The organism is Nannocystis bainbridge (genome assembly GCF_028368995.1).
Lineage (GTDB): Bacteria > Myxococcota_A > Polyangia > Nannocystales > Nannocystaceae > Nannocystis > Nannocystis bainbridge.
Map to the genome: position 1 here is coordinate 1811665 of NZ_JAQNDL010000003.1, position 23103 is coordinate 1834767.

Here is a 23103-nt window from a genome sequence, read left to right on the forward strand (position 1 = left end):
GGCATGTCCGATCGAACATGCTCCGAGGGACAGACTCACGGCATGATGCAACTGTGCCCCGTGCACGCCAGCAGGCCGTCGGCCGCGACGTAGGCCCCGGACGCCGCGCAGAAAGCGGGTAGCACCTCGCCCCGCGCCACGGCCGACAGCGGGTTGTCCGTCAGTATCACGTCGAGGCAGTCCTGATCCGGTCCAGGCACCGACCAGTCGGCGGTCAGCAGCGCGTCGGCCTCGACGATCCCGTTGTCCATGAGCTCGAGCGCGAGCGGCGTGGGGAACGTCGCCACCGGCGACAGGTCCTCGACCAGCGCGCCGTTGGCATACAGACGGCGGATCGGCAGGCCCGTGAGCGGCCCGAGGTCGGCGACGTCGATGCCGTTCATCGTCAGCGACTCGAGCGACGCGAGATCGGCGAGCGGGCCGAGGTCGGTGACCGCCGTGTTGGAGATGTCCAGCGTGACCAGCGACCCGAGGGCCGCGAGCGCCTCGATGTCGAGGTACGCGCCGCCCGGAGCCGACAGCTCGCGCAGCGCCGACAGACCGGCCAGCGGCGCCAGCGAATCGATCGGGGCCCAGGCGATGTCGAGCAGCTCGAGCTGCTTGGCCGCGGCCAGCGGGCTGACATCGGCGGCCACCGCGCCATCGAGGACCAACTCGCGCAACGCCGTGAGCCCGGCCAGCGGGGCGAAGTCGGCGACCGGGTTACTGCGAAGGTTGAGGACCTCGAGCTGGGTGAGGCCGGCGAGCGGGCCGATGTCGGCGATCTCGTTGAAGGAGAGTGTCAAGGACACGAGGCCGGTGGCGCACTCGATCCCGGAGAGGCTCACGATCCCCACGTCCGCCGCGTAGATCTGGGTGAGCGCGGCGATGTCGACGCCGAGCAGCGGGCCCTCCGGCTGCTGCAGCACCGCCCGTACGGCGGCCTCGAGCACGGGCGAACTCGACCTCGTCGCAATCGACCCCCGCTTCGGTGGTCCCGCTCGACGTCGACGCCGCCACGGTCGTCGCCTCCGTCGGCGTTGTCGTGGCGCCGCTGGTGGTGTCGTCCGGTCCCGTCGTCGCTGCCGTCGAGCTCGACGGATCGCTCGACCCATCGGTCGTCTCGGGCGGCTCGGCGGTCGTGACGGTCTCGCCGGGCTCCGGACAGCCCGACACGACGAACGAGACGCAGACGAGCGTCCAGACGCGACAGCTCTGTTTATTCATGAGAGCGCTCCTGCTCGAGGCTAGAGAGTGCCGGCGCACGCGCAGGCCGCGCCCACCGCGCAGGCCCCTTCCACCCTCGCCCAAGATTTTGACTTGGCGTATCTACGCCCTGTACGCTTGGTGGTAAAGCCGCTTGCATCACCCCATGTACCCACGAGGCCTCGACTACCTGCAAGCCCCCCTCGAAGGAGGGTCCCGGAAAATCGTCCGGAACCCTGCCCCGAACCTCGGTAAAGAACCTAGACTTAAATTCGGATCTCTATGACTACCCAGGTCCGCTTCGGGGCACGCTTCTCCGTCGATACTCACCTCTTCCGCGAACTGGGAGAGCTACTTGTCGGCCGTGAATCGACCGCTCTCATCGAATTGGTGAAAAATGCCTACGATGCTGATGCGACCGAAGTAACCGTCTATGGCGAAAACATCGGTGATATCAACCGGGGGACCATCCGCATCACCGACAACGGTGTCGGCATGACCCCAGAGACGTTTCAACGCGGGTTCCTTCGCGTCGCCGCCCGGATCAAAAACGAGGGCGACAGAAAATCCCCGCGTTGGGGCCGCAGATTCACCGGTGCGAAAGGCGTTGGTCGCCTCGCGGCCCACAAGCTCGCGCGCAAGATCGAGATTCAATCGACGCCTTGGACAGAGGCCGAATCGACCGTTGGCGTCGATGGATTAATCGATTGGGACAAGGTCGAACAAGCCGAGACACTCGACCAGATCCCTGAGGGCGCGGTCTCTCTGACCGAGAAGCGCGTCAAGAAAGGCAGCGCCCACGGCACGATCCTCACCCTGACGCGGCTGCGCCGGAAGTGGACGCCTGCCCAGCGCGCCCGCTTCCTCCTCGAGGTTGAAGCGCTGCGCGCTCCTCCCTTGATAACCGGCTCGATACCTCGCAACATTGTACCGAAAGGCGGCCTCTTCGATCGACCGTTCTTCGTCGACGCCAAGAAGACAGACCCCGGATTCACGCTGACCCTTGAGGGCGACTTCGAGACAGGCGAGGGCTACTGGCCTGCAGTGCTTGCCGCGGCGGGGTGGCTGCTCGAAATCGACGCCTCCCCCGAGCGGGTCCGCTACGCCGTTGCGCCCACGAAGAAGACCTTGACGGAGTTTCCGGCCGCTCGTCCTATCGAAGTCTCCGAGCCTCATCCGGCGTCCGAGCGAGGTCCCTTCTTCCAAGCCCGCATTTTCATCCGCGAGGGCGCTAACACGCGAGACCGCAATGAGCGCTCCTGGGCATCGCGCGTCGCTGGCGTGCGAGTCTACATGGAAGGCTTTCGGGTCCTGCCCTACGGAGAAGAAGCCGATGACTGGCTCGCCCTAACGCGAGATACGACCAGCCGCGACAGGAAGCTCCGTTTCCTCTCCGATTCCATCGCCTCCGACAAGCTCTCAGAGATCGACAACGAGGGCCTGCTTATTCTTCCTAGTAAACATTATATCGGCGGGGTCTTTCTCACCGAAAACCGCGCCGGATCATTGGAAATGCTGATCAACCGCGAGGGCTTTGTCCCCGACGCAGCGTTCGAGACACTGGTCAAGTTGGTCCGGCAAGGCATTGATCTCTCGACGCGCGTACGCGCAGCCGCCCGCGTCGCTCAGCGCGCGGTCCCTCACGAGGACGGTCCTGCCCCCGAGAGGCGAGAAGGAGCCTCCCCCGACCCGTCACCGCAGCTACGAAACACCTTACCGCGCGAAGAACCCCTGCGGCGCAAGGCGGAGGGCTCGCTGCGCCGCCTATCGGAGCTGAGTTCGGAGCTAGAGAAGCTCGCCAAGAGCGCCCCCGAACCGCTCCGGGTCAAGCTCCTCAGCGCCGCGACCGATCTCAGCCAGGCGACTGCCCTCTCGCGCGAAGTGATACCTGCGGGCTCCCTGGTATTGGTGCTCGCGTCGGTTGGGACGCAACTCGCAGCGTTCACCCACGAGGTCAACCACCTCCTCGCGCTCGCATCGGATCTCGAGGCGGTGATAGCTCGGTTACAGGCGCTCGAGCTTCCACCGCGGGTTAGAAGTCAAACCTCGAAGATCGGCGGTGCCGCGACCGAGCTCCGCCGTGCCATTGAGCGGCAGGCGGCCTACCTCGTCGACATCGTCACGCCCGACGCGAGGAGACGGCGCTCCCGTCTCAAGATCTCCGAGGTTCTGAACGCGACATGGAAACTCGTCGCTACCGCGGCCGAGCAACGAGGAATCTCGCTTCGCAATGCGATCAAGGACGACGTCCGGACGCCTCCGATGTTCCGCGCAGAATTGATGGCGGTTTTTACCAACCTCTTGACGAACGCTGTCAAGGCCGCGGGTAAGGATGGAGTCATCGCTGCAAGCTCAACGACGACGAGCGATGGAGTCCTGCGGATCCGGCTGGAGAATACCGGCGCGGCCGTCGATCCAAACGAGGGCGAACGATGGTTCCGTCCGTTCGAATCGACGACCGTCGACATCGACCCGGTACTCGGGCAAGGAATGGGCCTCGGCCTCGGGATCACCCGCGATCTGCTCGCCGAGGTCGGCGGCCAGATCTCCTTCGTACAGCCCCATCGCGGTTTCTCGACTGCGCTCGAGATCGCGTTCCCAGGAGCAGACTCATGAACACCACGGCGATCCTTTACGTTGACGACGATCCAGACGCGTTCGGCGGCTGGCGTAACGAAGTCATGGCTGACGGACGGGCGTCCCTCACGATTGCTCACCCCGACGATGTCACCCGAGACCATTTGGAGCGGGCCTCAGTAGTGCTGGTGGACTTCAAGCTCGAACATTGGCCGAACCGCGATAATCTGGAGCAGCTCAGCTTGAAACCCGTTAACGGCCTCTCGCTACTCACGATTCTGCAAGAGCACCTACACGAATCTAAGGTCACCTCACCATGCGCATTTGCACTCCATACAGGAGCCTTTCACATCGTCGCGCGGAGCCTACCACCCCAGCCGCATATCGTGGCACGTGCCCACAATCTTGAATGGATCTTTGACAAGAGCACGCCTGGACCGAGACGTGCCGCCCAGGTCGTTCAGTTGGCCGCTGCAGTGCAGGCCCTGCCAGTCATCTGGCCCCAGGACAGCGCTCCCGCCGCGAGCGACGCCCTACGACAGTGGCTAGGTTTGAATGAATCGGCCCCATGGTCTCACTCCGCTTGGGGCGACGTGGTGCGCTGCCGCCCCCCGATCCACGAGTTCGCGGAACATACGAACGGCGTCGGCGTGCTGCGCTGGATGCTTCACCGCATCCTGCCCTATCCATGCTTCTTGATCGACGACATCCACCTCGCCGCCAGGCTGCGGATCACGGTCGAATCGCTACGGACCGAGCTCGACCCAGGTGGAAGTCTGTACGACTTCCTTCGCACCGCGGAGTACCAAGGACAACTGAAGACATTCCTGGGGCGCCGCTGGTGGCGTAGCGGGATCGAATTGCTGCTGTTCCAGCTGACAAAAGAGAGTCCCGGCGATCTGTCATTCTTGCGGATAAAGCTGGCGGCCCGCTACCCGAACCTCGTCCCCACCGAGGCGCTCCACGTGTATCCCGTACTCGACGACCAATTTCGTTCCCGGGAAATCCTCGCCGCTGCAGACGAGGTGGTCGAGATCGTCCCCGACGACTGGCCTCCCTTCGCCGACTCTGCATGGGCTTTGGCCTCCGATCTCGAGGACTACCCTCAGTTGAAGGCCATCGGGGTCTCGGGTGGAGACGTGGAGGAATAAGTCGTGGAACCTCGGGGCCTCGTTTTTTCTTTCAAAGACCTCATCGATGAATGCATGGTGCTGAAGGCGTTTGCAAAACCATTCCTCGACAAGACGACGCTCGAAACGCTCGATCTCGCCCGATACAACCTTGAGAGTATCCAGGCCAGCGGTGTTTGGAACCAATCCTCAAAATGGCAGATCCCGGCGAATCGTCCGCTTTGCACTGTGCCCAGTGAAGGCGAATCCCAACCCGACAAGAAGAGTAAATTTCTTCTACGCGGAAAATTCAGCTTCGTCTGGGAGATCCGCGCCGAAAAGCCGAAAAAAGGCCCGCGGTCGCACACCTTCTCGCTAGAAGGGCTCGCGTCGACGGTGATCGACATCATGGAACAAACCTCGGACGGCGAGCGCTGCATCGCGCACTGGACCGTCGACGTCGGCGATCACAGTTCGCCGGGCACGCATTTTCATTTCCAGATGAACGGTTTCGAGAAGCCACCTTTTCCAAAAGCCCTCGATATTCCCAGACTCCCCGCGCCTCTGATGAGCCCGTTCCTGGCAATCGACCTCGCCCTGGGTGAACTCTTCCAGGACCGTTGGGCTCTCCATGCGACGAGTGAGAGTCCAGACATCAGGCGCTGGCGAAATCTGCATGGGGAGCGACTGCTCAGGTTCTTCAAGTGGCAATCCGGCTGCGTCGAGCGAGCGGCCGGGAGCCCCTGGATAGCGCTCAAGAAGGCCAAGCCTCCCCGCGACTTGCTCGTCTGTAAACTATAGTTCTGACGGCCTCGTCGTAAGCGTCAAGCCTTCACCCCGCCGCGCACAGCGCCAGCCCTGACGCGATCGACATCAGCTCATCCCCGCTGCGCAGCTTCGCCGCCCCGAAGCGGGCCTCGAACAGCGCGCGCACCACTGGCACGAACGCCGTGCCGCCGGTCATGAACACGCAGTCGACATCCCCCGCCGTCACCCCCGCGCTCGCCAGCGTCTCGTCGAGGCAGCTGGCGATCGAAGTCGTCACCGGCTCGATCCAGCGCTCGAAGTCGCGGCGGGTCACCGCCGCGTGGATCTCGATCTCCCCGTCGCTGAAGTCGAACTTCGCCTGCGACTTGTGCGACAGCTCGACCTTGGTCCGCTCGACCGCCTTGTGCAGGTGGAACGCCCCGTTCGTCTCGATGATGTGCATCAACTTCTCGATGCGGTCCGGGTGACGCGCCCCGCGGCGCAGCCGCTCGAGCTCGGCCCGCACTCGCGCCCCGGCCAGGAACGGCAAATGATGCCAGCGCGCCAGCTTGTAATAATAGGCCCCGGGGATCGGTCGCTCCACCCCCATCTCGACGTACGTGCTGCCCTTGCCGAGCGCCGGGCACACCAGGTGCTCGATGAGCGCCGCGTCGAGGTCGTCGCCGGCCGCACCCACGCCGCCGGTGCCGACGATCTCGCGCGCGCGCGCGTCCCCCTGCCCGGTCGGACCCATGCGCATCAGGCAGAAGTCCGTCGTGCCCGCGCCGAAGTCGGCCACCAGCGCCAGCTCGGGCCGCTTCAGCGTGCGCTCGTAGTGATGCGCCGCCGCGACCGGCTCGAGCTCGAGCTGCGCGTCGTGGAAGCCTGCCACCCGCGCCGCTGCCAGCAGGCGCTCGGCCGCCAGCGCGTCGTCGGCCGGCGTCGTCCCGCCCGCGAAGCGCACCGGCCTGCCGATCGTCGCCGCCTCGATCGCCACGCCCAGGTGCTGCTCCGCGCGCTCGCGCAGCCGCTGCAGGTACAGCGCGATCATGTCGTCGAGCCCGATCGTGTGCTGGGCCACCTGCGTGCGCCCCAGCGACTCGGTCGTCAGGTGGGTCTTGAACGACTGCATCAGCCGGCCCTCGCCCATCCGCTCGAGGTACGCCGCGATCGCCTCGCCCCCCGCCGAGTACTGGATCGCCTGCCCGCGCGGCTGCTCCTCCGGGTCGAAGAACAGCAGCGTGCGCCAGCTCGGCCCCGGCGTGCCGAGCGTCGGCAGCTGGGCGAAGCGTACCTGCCCGGCCGCGTCGACCAGCGCGAGCGCCGAACTCGAGGTGCCGAAATCGATCCCGACTCTGGGGCGCTTGCCTGGCGTCATGAGGCGCGCGTTGTACCCGAAAACATGCCCCTGCACCCCGGCGGTTTCGGCGCGAGCGCCAGGCCCGCGGCCTCTGCGACAACCCCGCAGCCCGGCCTGTCGCCGTCACCGATCTCGCACCGTGCCAGCGCCGAACGGGCCTCACGGCGCGTCGCATGCGGCTCGACGCCAGGCGCCGGCCGCGTCCCCGGCGTGGCGAGGTGGCGCTGGTCGAGCCGTCGCGCATCAGCCCTCAGGCCTGCGCCTGGCTCGCGCGCGCGTAGCGTCCCCCGCGTGGCGAGGTGAAGCGCATCGAGCCCCGCGCACGGGCCCTCAGGCCTGCGCCTGGCTCGCGCGCGCGTAGCGTCCGGGGGGCTGGCCCACGTGGCGGCTGAAGGCCGTGCTGAACGTGCTCGCCGAGCCGTAGCCGACACGCTCCGCGACCTCGGCCAGGCCCAGCTTGTGCCGGCGCAGCAGGTCCTGCGCCACCGCCATGCGCCAGGCTTGCAGGTACTCCATCGGCGGCAGGCCCACGGCGCGGGTGAACCGCTCGAAGAACGCCGAGCGCGACAGCGCCGCTGTCTTCGCCAGCTGGGCCACCGTCCAGTTGCGCGCGAACTGCCCGTGCATCTGCCGGATGGCCGGCGCCAGGCGGGCGTCGGCCAGCCCGCGCAGGAGCCCCGGCGGCGTGTCGTCGCCCGGCGTCGCGCGCAGGGCCTCGATCAGCAGCAGCTCCACCAGCCGCGCCAGCACCAGCTCGCGGCCCGACTTGCGGGCGCCCGCCTCCTCGCCGACCAGCCGCACCAGCAGCGACAGCCGCTCCACCCCGCGCACGTGCATCACCGCCGGCAGCAGCGACACCAGCAGCTTCGCGTCCGGCGCGTCGAACACGAAATAACCACCGAGCAGGCGCACATCGGGCCGTCCGCCGCGCGTGCCGTGGCGGACCTCGGCCGTGGGCGCGAGCGCCAGCTTGGGGTCGATGCGCTCCGGCTTCACCGGCTCGAAGCCCGACATCGTAAAGCCCGGCGTCGCCGGCAGCAGCAGGAAATCGCCCGCCTCCAGCGTCAGCGGCCGGTGGCCGTCGACCGCCAGGCGACAGCGACCCTCGAGCACCGTGCAGAAGCTCGGCTGGCCGAAGGCGGAGTAGCGCACGCCCCAGCGACCGGCGCCGCTGATGGGCTTCGAGAACACGGCGCGCGGCTGCAGCAGCGCGATGATTTCCGAGAGTGGGTCGTGCATGTCTGGACGATCGCCAATGAAACGCGGACTTCTCATGATAGAGAGTCCGGCCGGCGGCCGCTATACCAAAAGCATGAAGACCGTGCTCATCACTGGTTGCTCCTCCGGCTACGGCCTCGAGACCGCGCGTCACTTCCACGCTCAGGGCTGGAACGTCATCGCCACCATGCGGACCCCGCGCGAGGACCTGCTGCCCCGCTCGGAGCGGATCCGCGTGCTCGCGCTCGACGTCACCAAAGAAGGCAGCATCGCCGCCGCGCTCGCCGCGTGCGGGCCTCTCGACGTGCTCGTCAACAACGCCGGCATCGGGGCCCTCGGCGCCTTCGAGGGCACGCCGATGGCCCTGGCCCGCGAGGTGTTCGAGACCAACACCTTCGGCGTGATGGCGATGACCCAGGCCGTGCTGCCGCAGCTGCGCGAGCGACGGTCGGGCGTGATCGTCAACGTCACCTCGAGCGTGACCCTCACGCCGATGCCGCTCGTGGCCGTGTACACCGCCAGCAAGATGGCCATCGAGGGCTTCACGGCCTCGCTGGCGCACGAGCTCGCGCCGTTCGACGTGCGCGTCAAGCTGGTCGAGCCGGGCTACGCCCCGACCACGCGCTTCGCCAGCAACGGGACGCCCCCGGACCGGCTGATCCCCGAGGCCTACGCGCCGTTCGCCCAGCGCGTGTTCGCGGCCTTCATGCAGCCGGCCGCTGTGACCACCGAGGCCGACGTGGCCGAGGGCGTCTACCGGGCCGCGACCGACACCTCCGGGCAGCTGCGCTTCCCCGCCGGCCCCGACGCCGTGGCCCTGGCGCGCGCCGCCGGGCACCCGGTCTGAGCCGGGCGCCCGCGCGCCTCAGCGGCAGCTCCGCGTGACCATGAAACCGAAGAGCGGCCGCGAACCGAGGTCGACGTCGTCCCCCGGCGACGACGCGATCACGACCGCCTCGTCGCCCCACCTCGCATGAACTCCAGTGCTCCACGGGCCGCCTCGCGCAGCGCGGACGCGCTGCCTTGACGGTGCGACATTCGGGCGCCTACGGTGCGATCGTCGGCGCCCGTCGCGACACTGACAAGGGAGCGAGTTTTCATCATGGACCACAGGACCTTCGTCGATCAGATGTTCGCCCGCGTCGATGTGCGCGACGCCGAGGGCTTCGCCGCCTGCTTCACCGAGCGCGGCAGCTTTCAGTTCGCCAACCATCCCGTCGTGACCGGGCGCGCCGCCATCCAGGACTTCATCGCCGGCTTCTTCGCCGGCATCGGCGGCATCCGCCATCAGTTCGAGAATTGCTGGAGCCTCGACGACCGCGCCTTCTGCAACGGCTTCGTCACCTACGTGCGCAAGGACGGCAGCGAGCTGACCGTCCCGTGGGCGACCGTATCGCGCTTCGAGGACGGCAAGCTGGCCGAGTACCTCGCCTACGTCGACGCCTCGAAGCTGTTCGCCCCGTGAGCGGCGGACTGTCCGCTCACGGTTCGAAGCAATACAGCCGCACCGCGCTCGAACAATCGACGTTCGACTGGTTCGTCCAGCCGCCGTTCGTGTAGTCCACGCGGCCGGCGCGGCCGTAGCCCGAGGTGCTGGTCCAGTTCTGACACGTCGAAGCGTGGACGTTGCCGGCCTCGGTGAGGCCGGTCCAGGCGTAGCCCGACCCGAGCAGTTGGCCATACTCGGTGACCTTGATCGCCGCCGTCAGGTTGCCGCCGTAGAGCGCGAACGTCGACGCCGCGATCTCGACCCCGTCGAGGCGGACGAAGCGCTCGAGCACCAGCGGGAAGCGCCCGGGCGGAGTGCTCGACGCCGTGCCGATCCACGCGTCCCAGGTCCCGCCGAGGCCGGCCGCGTCGGCGCGCGCCTGGCACTTCGCCTGCGCACCGGCGAGGCCGCCGAGGTTGCCGTTGTAGGTCGTGCTGGTCACGAACACCCGGTGCGGCCAGCTGCAGTCGGCCTCGCACAGGCCGTTCTGCTCGGTGTCGCCGTCGTCGCAGTCCTCGCCGGGCGCGACCTGCCCGTCGCCGCACACCGCCCCCGTGCAATCGACATCGCACGGCTGACCCGGCCCGTTGTCGGGCCCGAGGTCACACTGCTCGGCGCCGAATTGGACCAGGCCGTCGCCGCACACCGCCTCCTTGCAGGCCAGCGTGCAATAGCCGTTGTCGTCGTTGTTGCCCCAGCCGAAATCGCACTCCTCGCCGAGGCTCGGCTGGACGAAGCCGTCGCCGCAGGTCGGCAACATGCACGCCTGGTTGCAGCCGTCGTCGGCGTCGCCGGAGATCCCGTCGTCGCACTCCTCGCCGACGTCGACGACCTCGTTGCCGCACCACTCGACCGTGCAGGTGGCGCTGCAGCCGTCGCCGCCGGTCGCGTCGTAATCGTCGCACTCCTCGTAATACGCCTGATAGCCGTCGCCGCACACGTTCGGCATGCAGTGCTCGAGGCACGCCTGGAAATCGCCGTTGAACGGCCCGTCGTCGCAGACCTCCCACCCGAAATCGCCCTGGTCGTGCACGAGCCCGTCGCCGCAGGTCGCTACCTCGCACGCCAGCGTGCAATCGCCGTTGTCGCTGTTGCCCGCCCCGTCGTCGCACGCCTCGCCGGCCTGCACGAACCCGTCGCCGCAGGCGGCCGCCGTACAGCTCGAAGTGCAAGCGTCGGTGTCGATTGCATTGCCGTCGTCGCACGCCTCGCCGACCTGCACCTGCCCGTCGCCGCACGAGGCCGGCACGCAGGTGTTGCTGCACGCGTCGGCGTCGACCTCGTTGCCGTCATCGCAGCCCTCCATCGCCCCCACGAAGCCGTCGCCGCACACCTGCAGCGTGCACTCCGGCGTGCACGCCGCGGCCTCGCCGTTGTCGTCGCCGTCGTCGCACGCCTCGTCCGCCGCGAGGTCGCCGTCGCCGCACACCTGCAGCGTACAGTCGACCTTGCACGCCGCGCCCGCTGCGTTGTCGGGCCCGTCGTCGCACGCCTCGTCGGGCCCGACGTCGCCGTCGCCGCAGGTGTTGACCGCACAGTTGCTACGACACGCCGCGTCGGGCCCGTTGGCCTCGCCGTCGTCGCATTGCTCGCCCGGCCCGAGCACCCCGTCGCCGCAGCCGTCCGCGACCCCGTTGACGTTGACCGTGATGTCGATCGTCGAATCACAGCCAGCCAGAAGCGCGCCCGCGATCAGCCAAGAAACCCCACAAGCAAGCACATTCGTTTTCATCATGATGTCACCCTTCCGCTCGAGCGAGCCCGAGTCGACGGGGTATAGCCGCGAGGACCGCCGCACGCCTTGGGATTCAAAGCAAAAACCGGCACCCGAACCTCACGGAGCGCCGCCCGTGCACGTGCGCGGCGCCCCTGCTATCGCGCGAGCACCCGAGCGAGTCCGACCGCAGACCGTCCGCACCGGCGCCGGGAATAGTCGCAAAGCGCGTCCGGTTGTCGTCGGCTGGCCAGGCGCCGCAGCGCTGAAGAACCACCGCCACTGCCCGCTACGATCATTCACGACCTCGCCGCGCTCGACCCTTGTCGTCATTCACCCGGGCCACACGACGGCCCTTCCTCACGACCACCGATGCTCGCAAACCGCCGCCACTCACGGGAATGCCCCGGCCACGGCGGCAGTCGTTCGAGCGTGTCGTCGAGCAGCGCCTCCCGCAGCCTCCCTGAGAGCAGACACGGACTGTGGTCATTCAACCCCGACCGCACCAACTTGGAGTCTGCAGATTCCTGGTCGCGGTATCGACACTGACAGCACGGTGGAGCGCGACCTCGAAGCGCCCGAGCGCCCTTCTTGACCAGGCGCTCGTTTACGGCTTCGAAACCTCCCACTGGCCCGGCCGGTCAGAAACGTGCTCGAGGCCTCCGGAGCGCCATGGAATGGCCCGACGTCACGGCGGCTTCGCGTCGCCGAGCAGGTGGGTCGTGAAGCGGTAGAGCACCTCGAAATCGCGGTTGATGGCGTTGAGCTGGGTCTTGAGCGCGTCGTACATGCGCTCGCGGACCTCGACCAGAGCGCCGTCGTAGGTCCCGCCGGTGCTGTAGAGCACGGCCTCGGCGAGCGCCCGGTCGGGCGGCGCGAAGGTGTCGCGGATGATGTGCTGCCAGTCCGCCAGCAGCTGCTCGCGCGGCGTCGACTCCTCCGCGGTCTTCGGCGTCGTGAGGAGGCCGAACACGAACGGCGGGTAGAGCCGCTCCGGATCTTCGCCCGTGACGATCGGCGGGAACAGGTTGCGCTCGTGAGCGAAGACGATCCGATCGCGCTTGGGTGCCAGCGCCGCGAATCCCAGGGCGGCCGCGGCGGCTCCGCCGGTGATTCCGAGGACTGCGGGGCCGTCGGAGTCGGTCCGGCGCAGCTCCCACAGGCCCGCGCCCAGGGCCGCGATGGCGCTGACGGCGGTGGACGCGATCGTCAGCGACATCTGCTGCTTGCGGGTGCGGCGCTCGAGCTCGAGCAGCACCGTCTCGACCTGCTCGTCGTAGCAGTCGGCCTCGAACAGCAACGAGTCGAGCTCGATCTCCAGCGCCGCGATCCGCGTCACCACATACAGCCGCGCCGCGAGCAGCTCGAGCGGTCGCTCGGCCGGCGTCGCCTGGGCCCGCAGCAGCTCGATCAAGCTCCGCTCCAGCCCGGCGGCCCGCGCGACCCGGCGCACGTCCGCGGGCACGCCCGCCAGCTCGGCGAGCAGCGCCGGATCGTCGACGGCCTCGTCGAGGCGCATGTAGCCGACGCCCCGCCGTCCCGCCGTCGTCCGGCGACAATCGGCGTTCGCGAACGGGTCGACCACGAACGCCGAGCGCGGCGGCCGAGCGGGCAGCGAGCGGCTGACGAGGGTGGCGCAGCCGCTCGCCGCCAGAGCCGTCAGCAGCGCTCGCGTCGCCAGCGAGGTGGGCTTCCCGATCACTCCCTGCACTTATTAGCGCGCTTACGCCGGCCCCGCGAACCGGCGCACCTCACGGGCAGAGCTTGTTCAGCTCCGGGCAGTAGTTGGCCACGACCTCGCCGGCGATGTCCCAGCCGTCGGCCTTCAACGCGATCGTGAACGAGACGTGGGCGTCGGGCACGATCGGCGTCACCTCCGGGTCGCACCACAGCGTGTCCTCGGAGCCGCTGTCATACTCGGAGATCGTGATCTCGCCCGTGATGTTCGCGGACTGGCCGCCGAAGTGCGCCCACACCTCTGCAGGGCCGGTGCCGAGGAAGTCGGAGGGCCACATGCCCATGTAGTTGCTGACTGCGATCTCCAGGTGGTCGACGCCCTGGATCTCGAAGATTGGCGCCTCCACGCCGGATGCCTCGGGATACAAGTAAAGGAACCGCTGGCCGCCGCATTCGCCGCCCGAGATGCTGTAGACGGCCCACGGCAGGGCTCTCGTGCCGACTGGCGTCTGGGCCTGCACGCTCGACGTCGGCTCCTCCGGAGCGACGCAGCACGGCGCCGCCTCCCCGGTCGTGCCGCCTTCGGTGGCCGTCGATTCCCCGCTCGAGCTGTCGCCCGTCGTCGAGGTCACCGACGTCGTGCCGGTGGTCGACGACTCTGCGCCCGTGCTGTCGGTCGTCGTCGAGATCTCGGTGGTCGGCGTGCCGGTGGTCGGCGCCTCGGTGGTGCTCGTCGAAGGGCTCGGCGTGTCCGTCGACGAAGCGCTGGTGCTCGATGGATCGGGGTCTGTCGCGGTCGAGCCGCCCTGCGGCGCCTCCGGTCCGCACGCCGCCATCAACCACCAGCTCATCGTGAGTCGCTGCATCCGTCGCATCCGCCCCATCCTAGCATTCGCGACGGGCTCGCGCGGGGGAACTGGCGCAGGCCTCGTACCTCGCTCGCCGCGAGGCCCGCGCGCACTGTCTCGCTCGACGGATTCGAGCCGGCCTGGCCATCGCCGTCCCGACGGCTCGCGCTTCATTCGGTGGGTCTTTGGCGCGTGATGCAGGCCGCGGGCCGCCGCGAGGTCGGCCCGCCAAGCAGTTGCGCGCGCGCCGGTCGACGCGCGCGCGAGTTCGTCACTCTCGCCCTGCCGGCACCCGCAGTCGCGCCCCCTCCTCCCTCGCCATTTTCCCTCCTGGCTCGCCCACGACGCAGAATTTAGCCAATTTATGTCGACCTCGCCAGCCCGCGGAACTACCGGGGAGCAAGGCCGCGAAGCGAGCGGCTGCGAATCACGGAGAACCACACCATGACGACCTACAAGAAGATGAAGTGCTACAACCTCATGACCGGCGATTTCGTGGGCTATCTGGGCACCCACGACAACTACCTCACGTTGACCGACGCCGACGGCGCGGCCACTTTCGTGTGGTCGTCGGAGGGCGCGGACCTCTACCTCGAGAAGGAGACCACGCCGAACGATCGCTACCTCGGCCTCGCCGAGCGGGACTATGCCGGCTGGGGCCTCAAGGGCGGCTGGCGCAACCCCGTCATCTTCAACAGCGACGGCTCGATCTCGCTCAAGGACGAGCCGCGGCGCAAGCTGTACGGCCCGATCTCCAAGATCTCCGCCAACTACATCGCCTTCACCGAAGCCGGTGACAGCAACCAGAACATCCTGAAGTTCGAGCTGCAATCCTGAGCCCTGGCGAGGCGCGCGAGCGAGGTGTGCCGCCTCACCTCGCTCGCCGCCCTCGCGCGTCCCGGACCCGGAGCTGCGCAGTACGATACCTGTGACCGGAGGCTGAGCCGTGACGGATTACAAGATCACCCTCACCAACAATTCCCCCGTCGACCTCTACGCGTTCGAGGTCACGCCTGCCGGCTCCGAAGTCACGCTGAATTGTCCGCCGGGGTCGACCTTCGTCAAGATCCCCGCGGGCGCCAGCGGCGTGCACATCGCCGGCTTCAATCCCCCGCACACCGACTCCTGGGGGTGGATCGGCGTCGGTCTGGCCGACGGGGACCGCGCCTATCAGGTGTACTGCGAGCGCACCTACGACGGTTACCATCGCTACGCGGAGTTCGGCCGCTACGACCCCGGCAACACCGAGCAGGACTCCAACAAGTCGCCGCTGCCCGGCGGCGTCGCGCGGTCCAGCGTCACCGACGAATCCTACGACTACGTGTTCGACGGCAGCACCGTCGCCTACGAGCTCGCGTTGGGTCCCTGGCCCGAGGTCGACGGCTTCGTCTGGCAGTCCTATGCTTTCGCCGACAGCTCGTGGATGCCGCTGCTGGCGTCGCTCTCGACCCGGGCGGCCCCGAGCCAGACCTCCTGCGGAATAGAGGTCGACAGCGCCACCACCACCCTCGATCTGACCATCCGCAACGCCACCGGTCGACCGTTCATCGTCGACGTCGTCCAGGACGATACACGGCGGTGGTCCGAGACCGTGCTCGTCTCGATCACCATCCGCGTGCCGCTGCAGCTGGCCACCGGCGCCAGCTCGGTGATTCACATCACCGGCAACTACCTCGACGGCGAGTCGATCCCGCCGCTCTCGCTCCCCGATCCGGTCTTCACGATCAAGCGCAAGGGCGGCTGATCCATCGCCTGCCACGCGTCGATCTGCGCCACCGGCTCGCGCATCTCGCGGGCCGCGTAGTCCGTGCGCGCCTCGCGGGCCAGCTGTCGCGCCCGCGGTGAACGACGCCCCTCGGCCGCCGCCAGCGCGCGTGCCAGCGAGAACTTCAGATCGGCGGTCTCCAGCGGCTCCGCGCCGCTCGCCAGCTGCAGCGCCAGCGCGCGCTCGAGATCGCCGATCGCCTGCCGGGGCAGCCCCTCGGCCAGCGCGACCTGACCGCGGCCCTTGAGCGGCAGCGCCAGGCTCGGATCGTCGACCGCCACCGTCGACTGGTAGATCACCAGCGCGCGCTCGAAGCTGATGCGCGCCTCGTTCATGCGACCCAGCGCGAGCTCTGATTCACCGAGGTTGCTGTGGAGGCGAGCCACCAGCGCGTGCGTCGGCCCGAGCACGCGCTCGCGGATCTGCAGCGCCGCCCGATACGCCGCGATCGAGGCCGCGAGGTCGCGGGTGAAGAAGCACAGCACGCCGCGCGCCTCGTGCAGCTCGGCGAGCAGCTCGTGCGCCGGCCCCAGCGCGCGCACGTGGACGGCGAGCACGGCGTCGAGCCGCGCGAGGCCGGCCGCGAACGCGCCCGCGAGCATGTCGAGCCGGACCCGCACGAACTCGATCCGCGAAAGGCTCAGCGAGTCGGCGCCGAAGGCCGCGCGCGCGATGGCCCCGGCCGCGTCGAGATGCGCGCGCGCGCTTGCGAGGTCGCCGGTGTCGATGGCGAGCAGCGCGAGGTCGAACAGGTGATCGCCGGCCGCCGGCGAATCCTCGCCCCAGCGGCCCCGCGCGGCCCCGAGGCCCGCTTCCAGCACCGCCCGCGCCTCGTCCTGGCGGCCGAGCTGGGCCAGCATCCCGGCGATGTTCAGCCCCTGCGACTCGACGCGCGCGTCGTCGCCGAGCCGCCGCGCCGCCTCGCGGACCTGCTCGTGCACCGCCAGCGCCTCCGCGAAGCGCCCGGCCTGCGCCAGCTGCCGCGCCCCGGCCACGCGCAGCGCCAGGCCCCGCGCGTCCGCCGGGCGACCGAGCCGCCGCAGCGCCGCGTCGGCCTCGTCGATGAGCCACTGCTCGAGCTCGGGCCTGGACCAGCGCCCGCTCGCCGCCTCGGCCGCCTCGACCCGCAGCGTCGCCGCGAGCTCGTCGAGCCGCCCAGCCTCCGCCTCGCGCGCGACCGCGACGAGCTGCGGGACCCCGCGCGTGGTCTGCTCGCGCAGCAGATCGAGCCGCGCCGGGAATGCCTCGAGCTCGAGCCGCAGCGGCCCATATCTCGCACCAACAGCCTCGGCCGCAAAATCATCGACGCTCGCCTGCGCCCGCGCGAGCGCCCCGGCGGCCGCCAGCGCGCCGGCCCGCGCCAGCACGTCGTAGCCGCGCAGGACCGCCTCGCGCCCCGGCTCGTCCGCCGGCATCGGCTCGATCTGCGCCAGCCGCTCCGGATCGTCGCAGTCGCTCAGCGCTGGCAAGCTCGCCAACAATGCGGGCGCCCGCCCGGCCAGCGGCTCGTCGCCGCCCGCGGCCAGCAAGGTGTCGATCACCACCTGCACGCGCCGGCGCTTGCGCTCGAGACACGCATTGCGCAGGTCCAGCGCCGTGTCGGATTGCACCCCCTCGATACGCGTCGCCACGCACGCGGCCCGCCGCGCCTCCTGCCATTCACGCGCCCACCCGTCGAAGCCCGTGATCAATGTCGACACCGTGGTCTGCGCAAAGGCCAGCGAGCTCTCTTCTAAAAAACGCCCGCGCAGCGCATTGCGGCGCGCATCGTCCCAGGTGCCCACGAGCGCCTCCGGGTCGGCCGCGCACGCCGGCGGAGGTTCGGGCGCGACCCACTGCGACGCCGCGGCCCCGGCCACCAGCGCCCCCAGAGTCGCTCCGCCCAGCGCCAGACCGAGCCGGCGCCGCGGCCCGTCGACGACGGCCTCGAGCTCGGCCAGGAAATCACCGAGCGATCTGAAGCGCCCCCGCGGATCGGCCGCGAGCCCGCGCGACAGGGCGCGGCTGAGCCGCGGCGACACCCCCTCGATCGTCGCCCGCTCGCCCACCGCCGGCCGCCTCCCGGCGAGTGACTCCCAGATCGCCACGCACAGCGCGTACTGATCGGCCGCCGCGTCGACCTCGCGCCCCGCGAGCTGCTCGGGCGCGGCGTAGGCCCGCGTGCCCACGAACCCGGCGCTGCGCGGCGTCGCCTCGCCGCTCGCGCTGCTCTCCTGCGTGAGAGTGGACGCGTCCGAATCGCCGTGCAGCGTGTGCACCAGCCCGAAGTCGATCAGCCGCGCCCGACCGTCGTCCCCGATCAGCACGTTGCTGGGCTTGACGTCGCGGTGCACCAGCCCGGCCGCGTGCACCGCGACCAGCCCGCGCCCCACCGCGATCCAGTGCTTCAAGATCGCCGTCGACGTGGGCCGCGGCGTGCGCGTGAGATAGTCGCGCATCGTCGTGCCAGGCACGTACTCCATGGCGATCCACACCCGCGCGTCCGTCAATCCGGCCTCGAACACCGTGATGATGTTGGGATGCGCGAGCCGGGCCAGGCTCCGCGCCTCTCGCAGCGCCCGCTCGCGCTGACTCGCAGGCACGTCGCGGGTGTCGATGAGCTTGACGGCGACAGTGCGCTCGAGCTGCGGATCGAACCCGCGATAGACGACACCCATGCCGCCCTCGCCGATCCGCTCGCGCAGCTCGAAGCGACCGAAGCGCGGCGCCCCGGCCTGCTGCCCGAACATCGCGGTCAGCAGCCGCGCCCGCACCAGCTCGGCGTCGACGCTGTCAGGCAGCATCAGCCCGGCCGGCTCTTGATCCGCGTCCGTCATCACTCGACTAACCAGCTCCGCCGCGCTCGCTTCGCCGGGCATCGGCCCCGAGTATGTCATTTCATCACGAGCGCGACCCGCGAGTCAGCCCTCGTTCGGATCTGCGCACAGCCACGCCGGCGAGCGACACCGCGTGATAAGGTCGAACCGGGCCCCGGCGCCCGCCGCCGCTGCGCGACGACCCCGCTCTCCATGCCCCGTTCGTTCCTCGAACTGATGCGCGACCTGGGCGCGCGGCTCAGCGGCCGACCCGTGCCGCAACGCTGGAAGCGAGATCGGTCGCGCGACCACCTGGACGACTACCGCATCCTCTGGCGCCTCGAGGGCGAGCCCTGCGAGGTGTACCTGTTCGGGCGCTGGGCCGGGTACAGCCATCCGGTGGTGCCTTGCGACCCACTCACCTTCGAGCGGTCCCTGCATGCCCGCTCGCTGTGCCGCGCCTACGTGCGCGAACTCGGCGGCGAGCCGCTCATGGTCCGATTCGCCTGCCATGCCGCGCACGACCGAGAGCTCGCCACACCGACCGATCGGGTGCCCGGCTGCTATGCCCTCGAGGGCTCCGACGACGATGCGCCGCGACCAGGAGCGCCGCTCGATCGGAGCGCCGCGGCGATGTCGGACCGCTTGCTCCTCGTCAAGCAGGGACCGCCCGGCGGGCCGGCGACCGCGATCTCGCGTACCCTGAATTGGGTCTATTCGTTCGAGTACGAGTACGACGGCACCGGCGCCCTGCAGGCGACCTTCGCCGTGAAGCAGAGCGGCCGCCACAAGCTCCCGTGAGCGCGCCGCTGCCCGAGCAAGACGATCTCGGCCGTGGCCGGACGCGTACGAATGCGACCGGTGGCCAGAGTCATCCCCTGGCGACAATCATCGCCGCGACCGGGAGCCGGGGCCGACCTGCGCGGGCGCGGAGGCCGGCATTACATGTCCATGAGGACATGTCTCAAGAGACTGCCGCGTATCAACGGCCGTACACGCACAGCTTGGCGATGAAGAAGTACTCCGGCCGCGTCTTGACCACCGCGATATAGCGGTAGGGCGTCGGGTCGTCGATCTCGGCCATGAACACGTCGCGGAACGGCCGCGGCCGCGGCCCCTGGACCGCCAGGACCACGTGACCGTGGCTCATGTCGGGGTTGTTCGAGGCCAGGATCGCGAAATTTTGCCGCGTCTCCGGCTGGTCGCCGTCCTGGCGCGTGACCAGGTCGATGCGGCCCAGGGCGCGGGCTTCGCCGAGGTCGACTTGCCAGAAGCTCGCGTTGTCGCCGCCCACGGGCGACCAGCCGCCGGACGCGATCGGGCCGCCGTCGTTGGCCTTGTTCGCCGTGTACTCCGGGCTGTACACCGACGACGCGACCGCCGGCTTGCCCGCAGCGAGGTCGGTCGGCCGGGCGTACGCGTGCAGCTTGGCGATGAAGAAGTACTCGTCGACGGTCTTGACCGCCCGGATATAGCGATAGGGCGTCGGGTCGAGCACCTGCAGGTTGAAGATGCCCTTGTTCGGCCCTGCCTCGCCGTCGAGGCCGCCGAGGACCACGTGGCCGTGGCTCATGTCGGGGTTGTTCGAGGCCCAGATCTGGAAGTTCCGGCGCGTCTCGGGCTGATCGCCGTCCTGCCGCGAGACCAACTGGATCGCGTTGAGCGAGGTGGGCTGGCCGAGGTCGACCTGCCAGAACGGCCGCCTGTCCTCGCCGGTCGGCGACCACCCGCCGGAGGCGGCCGAGCCGCCGTCGTTGGCCCGCTGCGGCGGGTAGTCGGCGCTGTACTGCGACGAGCCGTAGGCGGGCTTGCCGGCGGCGACATCGATGAGCGTCGGCTTGCCCGCGTTCGTGTCGAGCTGGACGGCCGCCGGATCGCTCGGTGCCAGCACCGACCAGAAGGTCGTGAACGTCGAGAGACCCATGCTCACCAGGCCCGCGCCCGCGCCGACCAGCGCGACCACCCCGCCGGCGACCGTCGCGCCCGCGGCCAGGGACCCGGTCGCCGCCCCGGCCACGACTCCTGCGATTCCCCCGATCCCCGCCAGGACGACGCCGCTCAGGACCACGACGCCGCCGGCGATGCCGAGGCCGAGCAACACCGCGTCCTTGTGGCTCAGCCCCTGCCGCCATTTGCGCCGCAGCGCCACCTTGCCCCGCGAATCGAGCCACAGCTCCCAGCCCGACCAGTTGATGCCCTGCGCGTTGCCCTGCGTCCCGGCCTCGACCCATGCGACCAGCTCGCCCCCGGCGTTGAAGTGATGCACGTAGTCCCACGCCGTCTCGGGCCGGGCGTAGATCTTGAATCGATGCTCGATGCGCTTGCCGTTGAACTCGGCGATCACCAGGAGGTGCTGGTCGCGGGCGTTGTCCCACGGGATCATCAGGTCCTGGTATTCGCGCTCCTCGCCGCGCGGGATCACGATCGACGTGTCGCGCTGCACCTCGTGGCCGGTCGCCTTGTCCTTGGGGCGCTGATCGAAGTCATGCAATTGAAACGTCAAGGTCCCGGTCGGGTGATCGTTGACGACATTCTCGATGAAACAAATGGCCATGGTTGCTCCTCGCGGCCGTCAAGCTAGGAGCAGTCGTCGCGGGCGCCTATCCCTCGATCGGCGTAGGTCTCACCCGGTCCCGCGCGCGGATCCACGACGCGCGGCCACGTCCGCCAGCGCCCGGGCGATGCGCGCGACCGCGTCGTCGGGGCCGAAGGTGCGGAGAAACTGCGAGGGCGAGAACGCCGGCGCGATCGTCAGCAGCGCGCGGCCGTGGTCGGCGGCGCGCTCGTGCTCGTCCATCCACCAGGCGGCGGCGATCGCCAGCACGAGCGCGAACGGATAGCGCGGCTTGATCGCCACCGCCTGCTCCGCGGCCGCCAGCGCCTCGCGGTACTCGCCGCGCACGAATTGAGCCGCCGCGAGCCCGGCGACGAAGGCCCCCGGCCCGAGCCGACAGGCCTGACGCATGCGCAGCAGCCCCTCGTCGACCTGCCCGGTGATGAGCAGCACCTGCCCGAGCAGCGCCTGCGCCGACGCGAAGCTGGGGTTGTGACCGATCGCTCGCTGCAGCGAGACCACCGCGAGGTCGTGCTGGCCGCGCGCCTGCTGATAGCGACCGACGAGGTAGTGGCCCTCGGCCATGTGCGGCGACAATTCGATGCACCGCTCGGCGCACGCCGCGAGCCGGTCGAGCGCCGGCGACTCCGGACCCCATTGATTCAAGATCGCGTCATAGGCGGCGAGCCCGAGCCCGTAGTGCGCCAGCACCAGCGTCGGCTCGCGCGCCAGCGCAGCCGCGAATTCGCCCTGGGCGCGGGCGTTGGCCGCCCGCTCGCGGGCCGCGTGCAGCGAAAAGGCGCGGTGCGCCAGCTCCCACGCCGGCAGGCCGACCGGCTGCGAGTCGGGCGCGAGACCGGCGTGCACGCTGGCGATCAGCAGCGGGTACGCCGCGGCGACGATGCGCTGACAGATCTCGTCCTGCACCTCGAACAGCGCGTCGCGCGGGAAATCATAGGTTTCGGCCCACAGGCAGTGACCGTTCGCAGTATCGGCGACGCAGGCCGTGATGCGCCAGACGGCGCCCGCCGAGCGCAGCTTGGCGTCGACGAGGAACCGCGCCCCGAGCCGCTCCCCCAGCGCCTGGGCGTCGCAGGCGAGCGCGCGACTGCCTCGAGTCGAGGCGCTGGCGATCACCGGGAACCAGCACCAGCGAGAGAACAGGACCACGAGGTCGTGGCTGATGCCGGCGGCGATGTCGGCGGCGCGTGGATCGGCGTCGAGGGCCACGAGCGGCAGCACCGCGATCGCCGGCCGCAGCAAGACGCGAGCGATCCGCTCGGTCGTCGCGCTCCACTCGAGATAGACCGTCGCTGCCTCGGTGCGATTGCTGACCTCGAGCCGGGCCAGCACCGCGGCCACGTGCGTGCGGACCGTCTCGCCCGAGATCCCGAGGACCTGACCGATCTCGGGGTTGGTGAGCCCGCGCGCGACCAACTGCAGCACCTCGCGCTGCCGCGGCGACAGCACCACGTCGAGGCTCTGCGAGCGCTCCGGGCCGGCCCCCGTCCTGTCGCTCCGCGAGTTCACGACTCACAGCAGTCCGGCACCGAGGCCCTCGCCGCCGCGCCCTCGCCCCTGCCTGCGAGCGACGCACACGACCTCCAGCTCTCGCCACCGAGCGCGAACATGCCGTCAATGTATCGCGGCCCGCCGCGGCGAGGAAACCGGCCGCGCGGTCGCCGTGACGAGGCGCGCGCCGTTTCGCCAGGCTCGCCCACGCGCGGCCCGGCGAGCTCCTGCGAGCGAATCTGGGCCGCGCCTCCACGGTCGAGGCGATGGTCACCGTCGCGCGGAACTTGAGCGCCTTCACCAGCGCTCCAAGACAGGGGTGAGCCCGCGCGTCCGGAGGAGATCATGCATCACGGTGCACGCATCTGACAGTGATACTCGGTGGAAGTGACCGGATGCTATGCGAGCGGCTCGACTTCAAGATCCTGTTCCGCGGGCCCCTCGAAGCGGCATCCATGATGAACGAGCGCACCGATCCAACGCGAAGCCGACACCGTCGCCGCCGACATGGATTACGACACGCACACCCTCGTCGAGGGCTGTCGCAAGGTCG

Annotated in this window: 17 protein-coding genes; 8 read left to right on the forward strand and 9 right to left on the reverse strand. The window is 69.3% G+C overall.

The genetic code is table 11. The features are described from left to right. Window positions 1-35: 35 nt before the first annotated feature. Window positions 36-932 carry a leucine-rich repeat domain-containing protein gene (locus POL25_RS32415; protein WP_272090162.1) on the reverse strand — a complete coding sequence of 299 codons (897 nt, stop codon included), beginning with the start codon at window positions 930-932 and terminating at the stop codon, window positions 36-38. A gap of 535 nt (window positions 933-1467) precedes the next feature. Here POL25_RS32415 and POL25_RS32420 point away from each other — a divergent pair. Genes POL25_RS32420 through POL25_RS32430 form a run of 3 tightly spaced genes read left to right on the forward strand, consistent with a single transcriptional unit; the run spans window position 1468 to window position 5672 of the window. Next, a complete protein-coding gene (locus tag POL25_RS32420; protein WP_272090163.1) occupies window positions 1468-3801 on the forward strand; it encodes a sensor histidine kinase in 2334 nt (777 codons plus the stop codon). Beyond that, a complete protein-coding gene (locus tag POL25_RS32425) occupies window positions 3798-4913 on the forward strand; it encodes a globin family protein (protein WP_272090164.1) in 1116 nt (371 codons plus the stop codon). Before POL25_RS32420 ends, POL25_RS32425 begins: the two co-directional genes overlap by 4 nt. 3 nt (window positions 4914-4916) lie before the next feature. After that, a complete protein-coding gene (locus POL25_RS32430) occupies window positions 4917-5672 on the forward strand; it encodes a hypothetical protein (RefSeq protein ID WP_272090165.1) in 756 nt (251 codons plus the stop codon). Window positions 5673-5703: 31 nt separating this feature from the next. Here POL25_RS32430 and POL25_RS32435 read toward each other — a convergent pair whose 3' ends face one another. Next, window positions 5704-6996, reverse strand: coding sequence for an Hsp70 family protein (locus tag POL25_RS32435; RefSeq protein WP_272090166.1), 1293 nt, complete (start codon window positions 6994-6996; stop codon window positions 5704-5706). A gap of 312 nt (window positions 6997-7308) precedes the next feature. Further along, a complete protein-coding gene (locus POL25_RS32440; protein WP_272090167.1) occupies window positions 7309-8217 on the reverse strand; it encodes an AraC family transcriptional regulator in 909 nt (302 codons plus the stop codon). A 73-nt stretch (window positions 8218-8290) separates the two neighbouring features. On the opposite strand from POL25_RS32440, the gene POL25_RS32445 reads away from it, so the two are divergent. Together POL25_RS32445 and POL25_RS32450 are read left to right on the forward strand one after the other, a co-directional pair. Continuing rightward, on the forward strand, window positions 8291-9043 hold the full coding sequence (locus POL25_RS32445) for an SDR family oxidoreductase (RefSeq protein WP_272090168.1): 753 nt from the start codon (window positions 8291-8293) through the stop codon (window positions 9041-9043). 255 nt (window positions 9044-9298) lie between these two features. Further along, window positions 9299-9661 (forward strand): nuclear transport factor 2 family protein, encoded by a 363-nt coding sequence (locus POL25_RS32450; RefSeq protein WP_272090169.1) that lies wholly within the window; start codon window positions 9299-9301, stop codon window positions 9659-9661. A gap of 16 nt (window positions 9662-9677) precedes the next feature. Here POL25_RS32450 and POL25_RS32455 read toward each other — a convergent pair whose 3' ends face one another. The 3 genes from POL25_RS32455 to POL25_RS32465 all read right to left on the reverse strand — a co-directional run bounded on the left by POL25_RS32455 (window position 9678) and on the right by POL25_RS32465 (window position 13951). Continuing rightward, on the reverse strand, window positions 9678-11420 hold the full coding sequence (locus POL25_RS32455) for a DUF4215 domain-containing protein (RefSeq protein WP_272090170.1): 1743 nt from the start codon (window positions 11418-11420) through the stop codon (window positions 9678-9680). Window positions 11421-12087: 667 nt separating this feature from the next. Beyond that, a complete protein-coding gene (locus tag POL25_RS32460) occupies window positions 12088-13101 on the reverse strand; it encodes a hypothetical protein (protein ID WP_272090171.1) in 1014 nt (337 codons plus the stop codon). A gap of 49 nt (window positions 13102-13150) precedes the next feature. Next, window positions 13151-13951, reverse strand: coding sequence for a hypothetical protein (locus POL25_RS32465; protein WP_272090172.1), 801 nt, complete (start codon window positions 13949-13951; stop codon window positions 13151-13153). A gap of 417 nt (window positions 13952-14368) precedes the next feature. Here POL25_RS32465 and POL25_RS32470 point away from each other — a divergent pair, with 417 nt between their 5' ends. After that, window positions 14369-14761, forward strand: a complete 393-nt coding sequence (locus tag POL25_RS32470) for a hypothetical protein (protein WP_272090173.1) — start codon at window positions 14369-14371, stop codon at window positions 14759-14761. Window positions 14762-14870: 109 nt separating this feature from the next. Next, window positions 14871-15668, forward strand: coding sequence for a hypothetical protein (locus POL25_RS32475; protein ID WP_272090174.1), 798 nt, complete (start codon window positions 14871-14873; stop codon window positions 15666-15668). Here POL25_RS32475 and POL25_RS32480 read toward each other — a convergent pair. Continuing rightward, a complete protein-coding gene (locus tag POL25_RS32480; RefSeq protein WP_272090175.1) occupies window positions 15593-18547 on the reverse strand; it encodes a serine/threonine-protein kinase in 2955 nt (984 codons plus the stop codon). The two genes, POL25_RS32475 and POL25_RS32480, sit on opposite strands and share 76 nt — an antisense overlap. 150 nt (window positions 18548-18697) lie before the next feature. Between POL25_RS32480 and POL25_RS32485 the strand changes: the two genes are divergently transcribed. Continuing rightward, complete coding sequence (locus POL25_RS32485; protein WP_272090176.1) at window positions 18698-19285, forward strand: hypothetical protein; 588 nt, start codon at window positions 18698-18700, stop codon at window positions 19283-19285. Window positions 19286-19466: 181 nt separating this feature from the next. Here the strand turns inward: POL25_RS32485 and POL25_RS32490 are convergent, their stop codons facing one another. Both POL25_RS32490 and POL25_RS32495 read right to left on the reverse strand, forming a co-directional pair. Then, window positions 19467-21038, reverse strand: a complete 1572-nt coding sequence (locus POL25_RS32490) for a discoidin domain-containing protein (protein WP_272090177.1) — start codon at window positions 21036-21038, stop codon at window positions 19467-19469. Window positions 21039-21107: 69 nt separating this feature from the next. Continuing rightward, window positions 21108-22568: a LuxR C-terminal-related transcriptional regulator gene (locus POL25_RS32495; RefSeq protein WP_272090178.1), complete on the reverse strand. Its 1461-nt coding sequence runs from the start codon at window positions 22566-22568 to the stop codon at window positions 21108-21110. Window positions 22569-23103 lie beyond the last annotated feature (535 nt).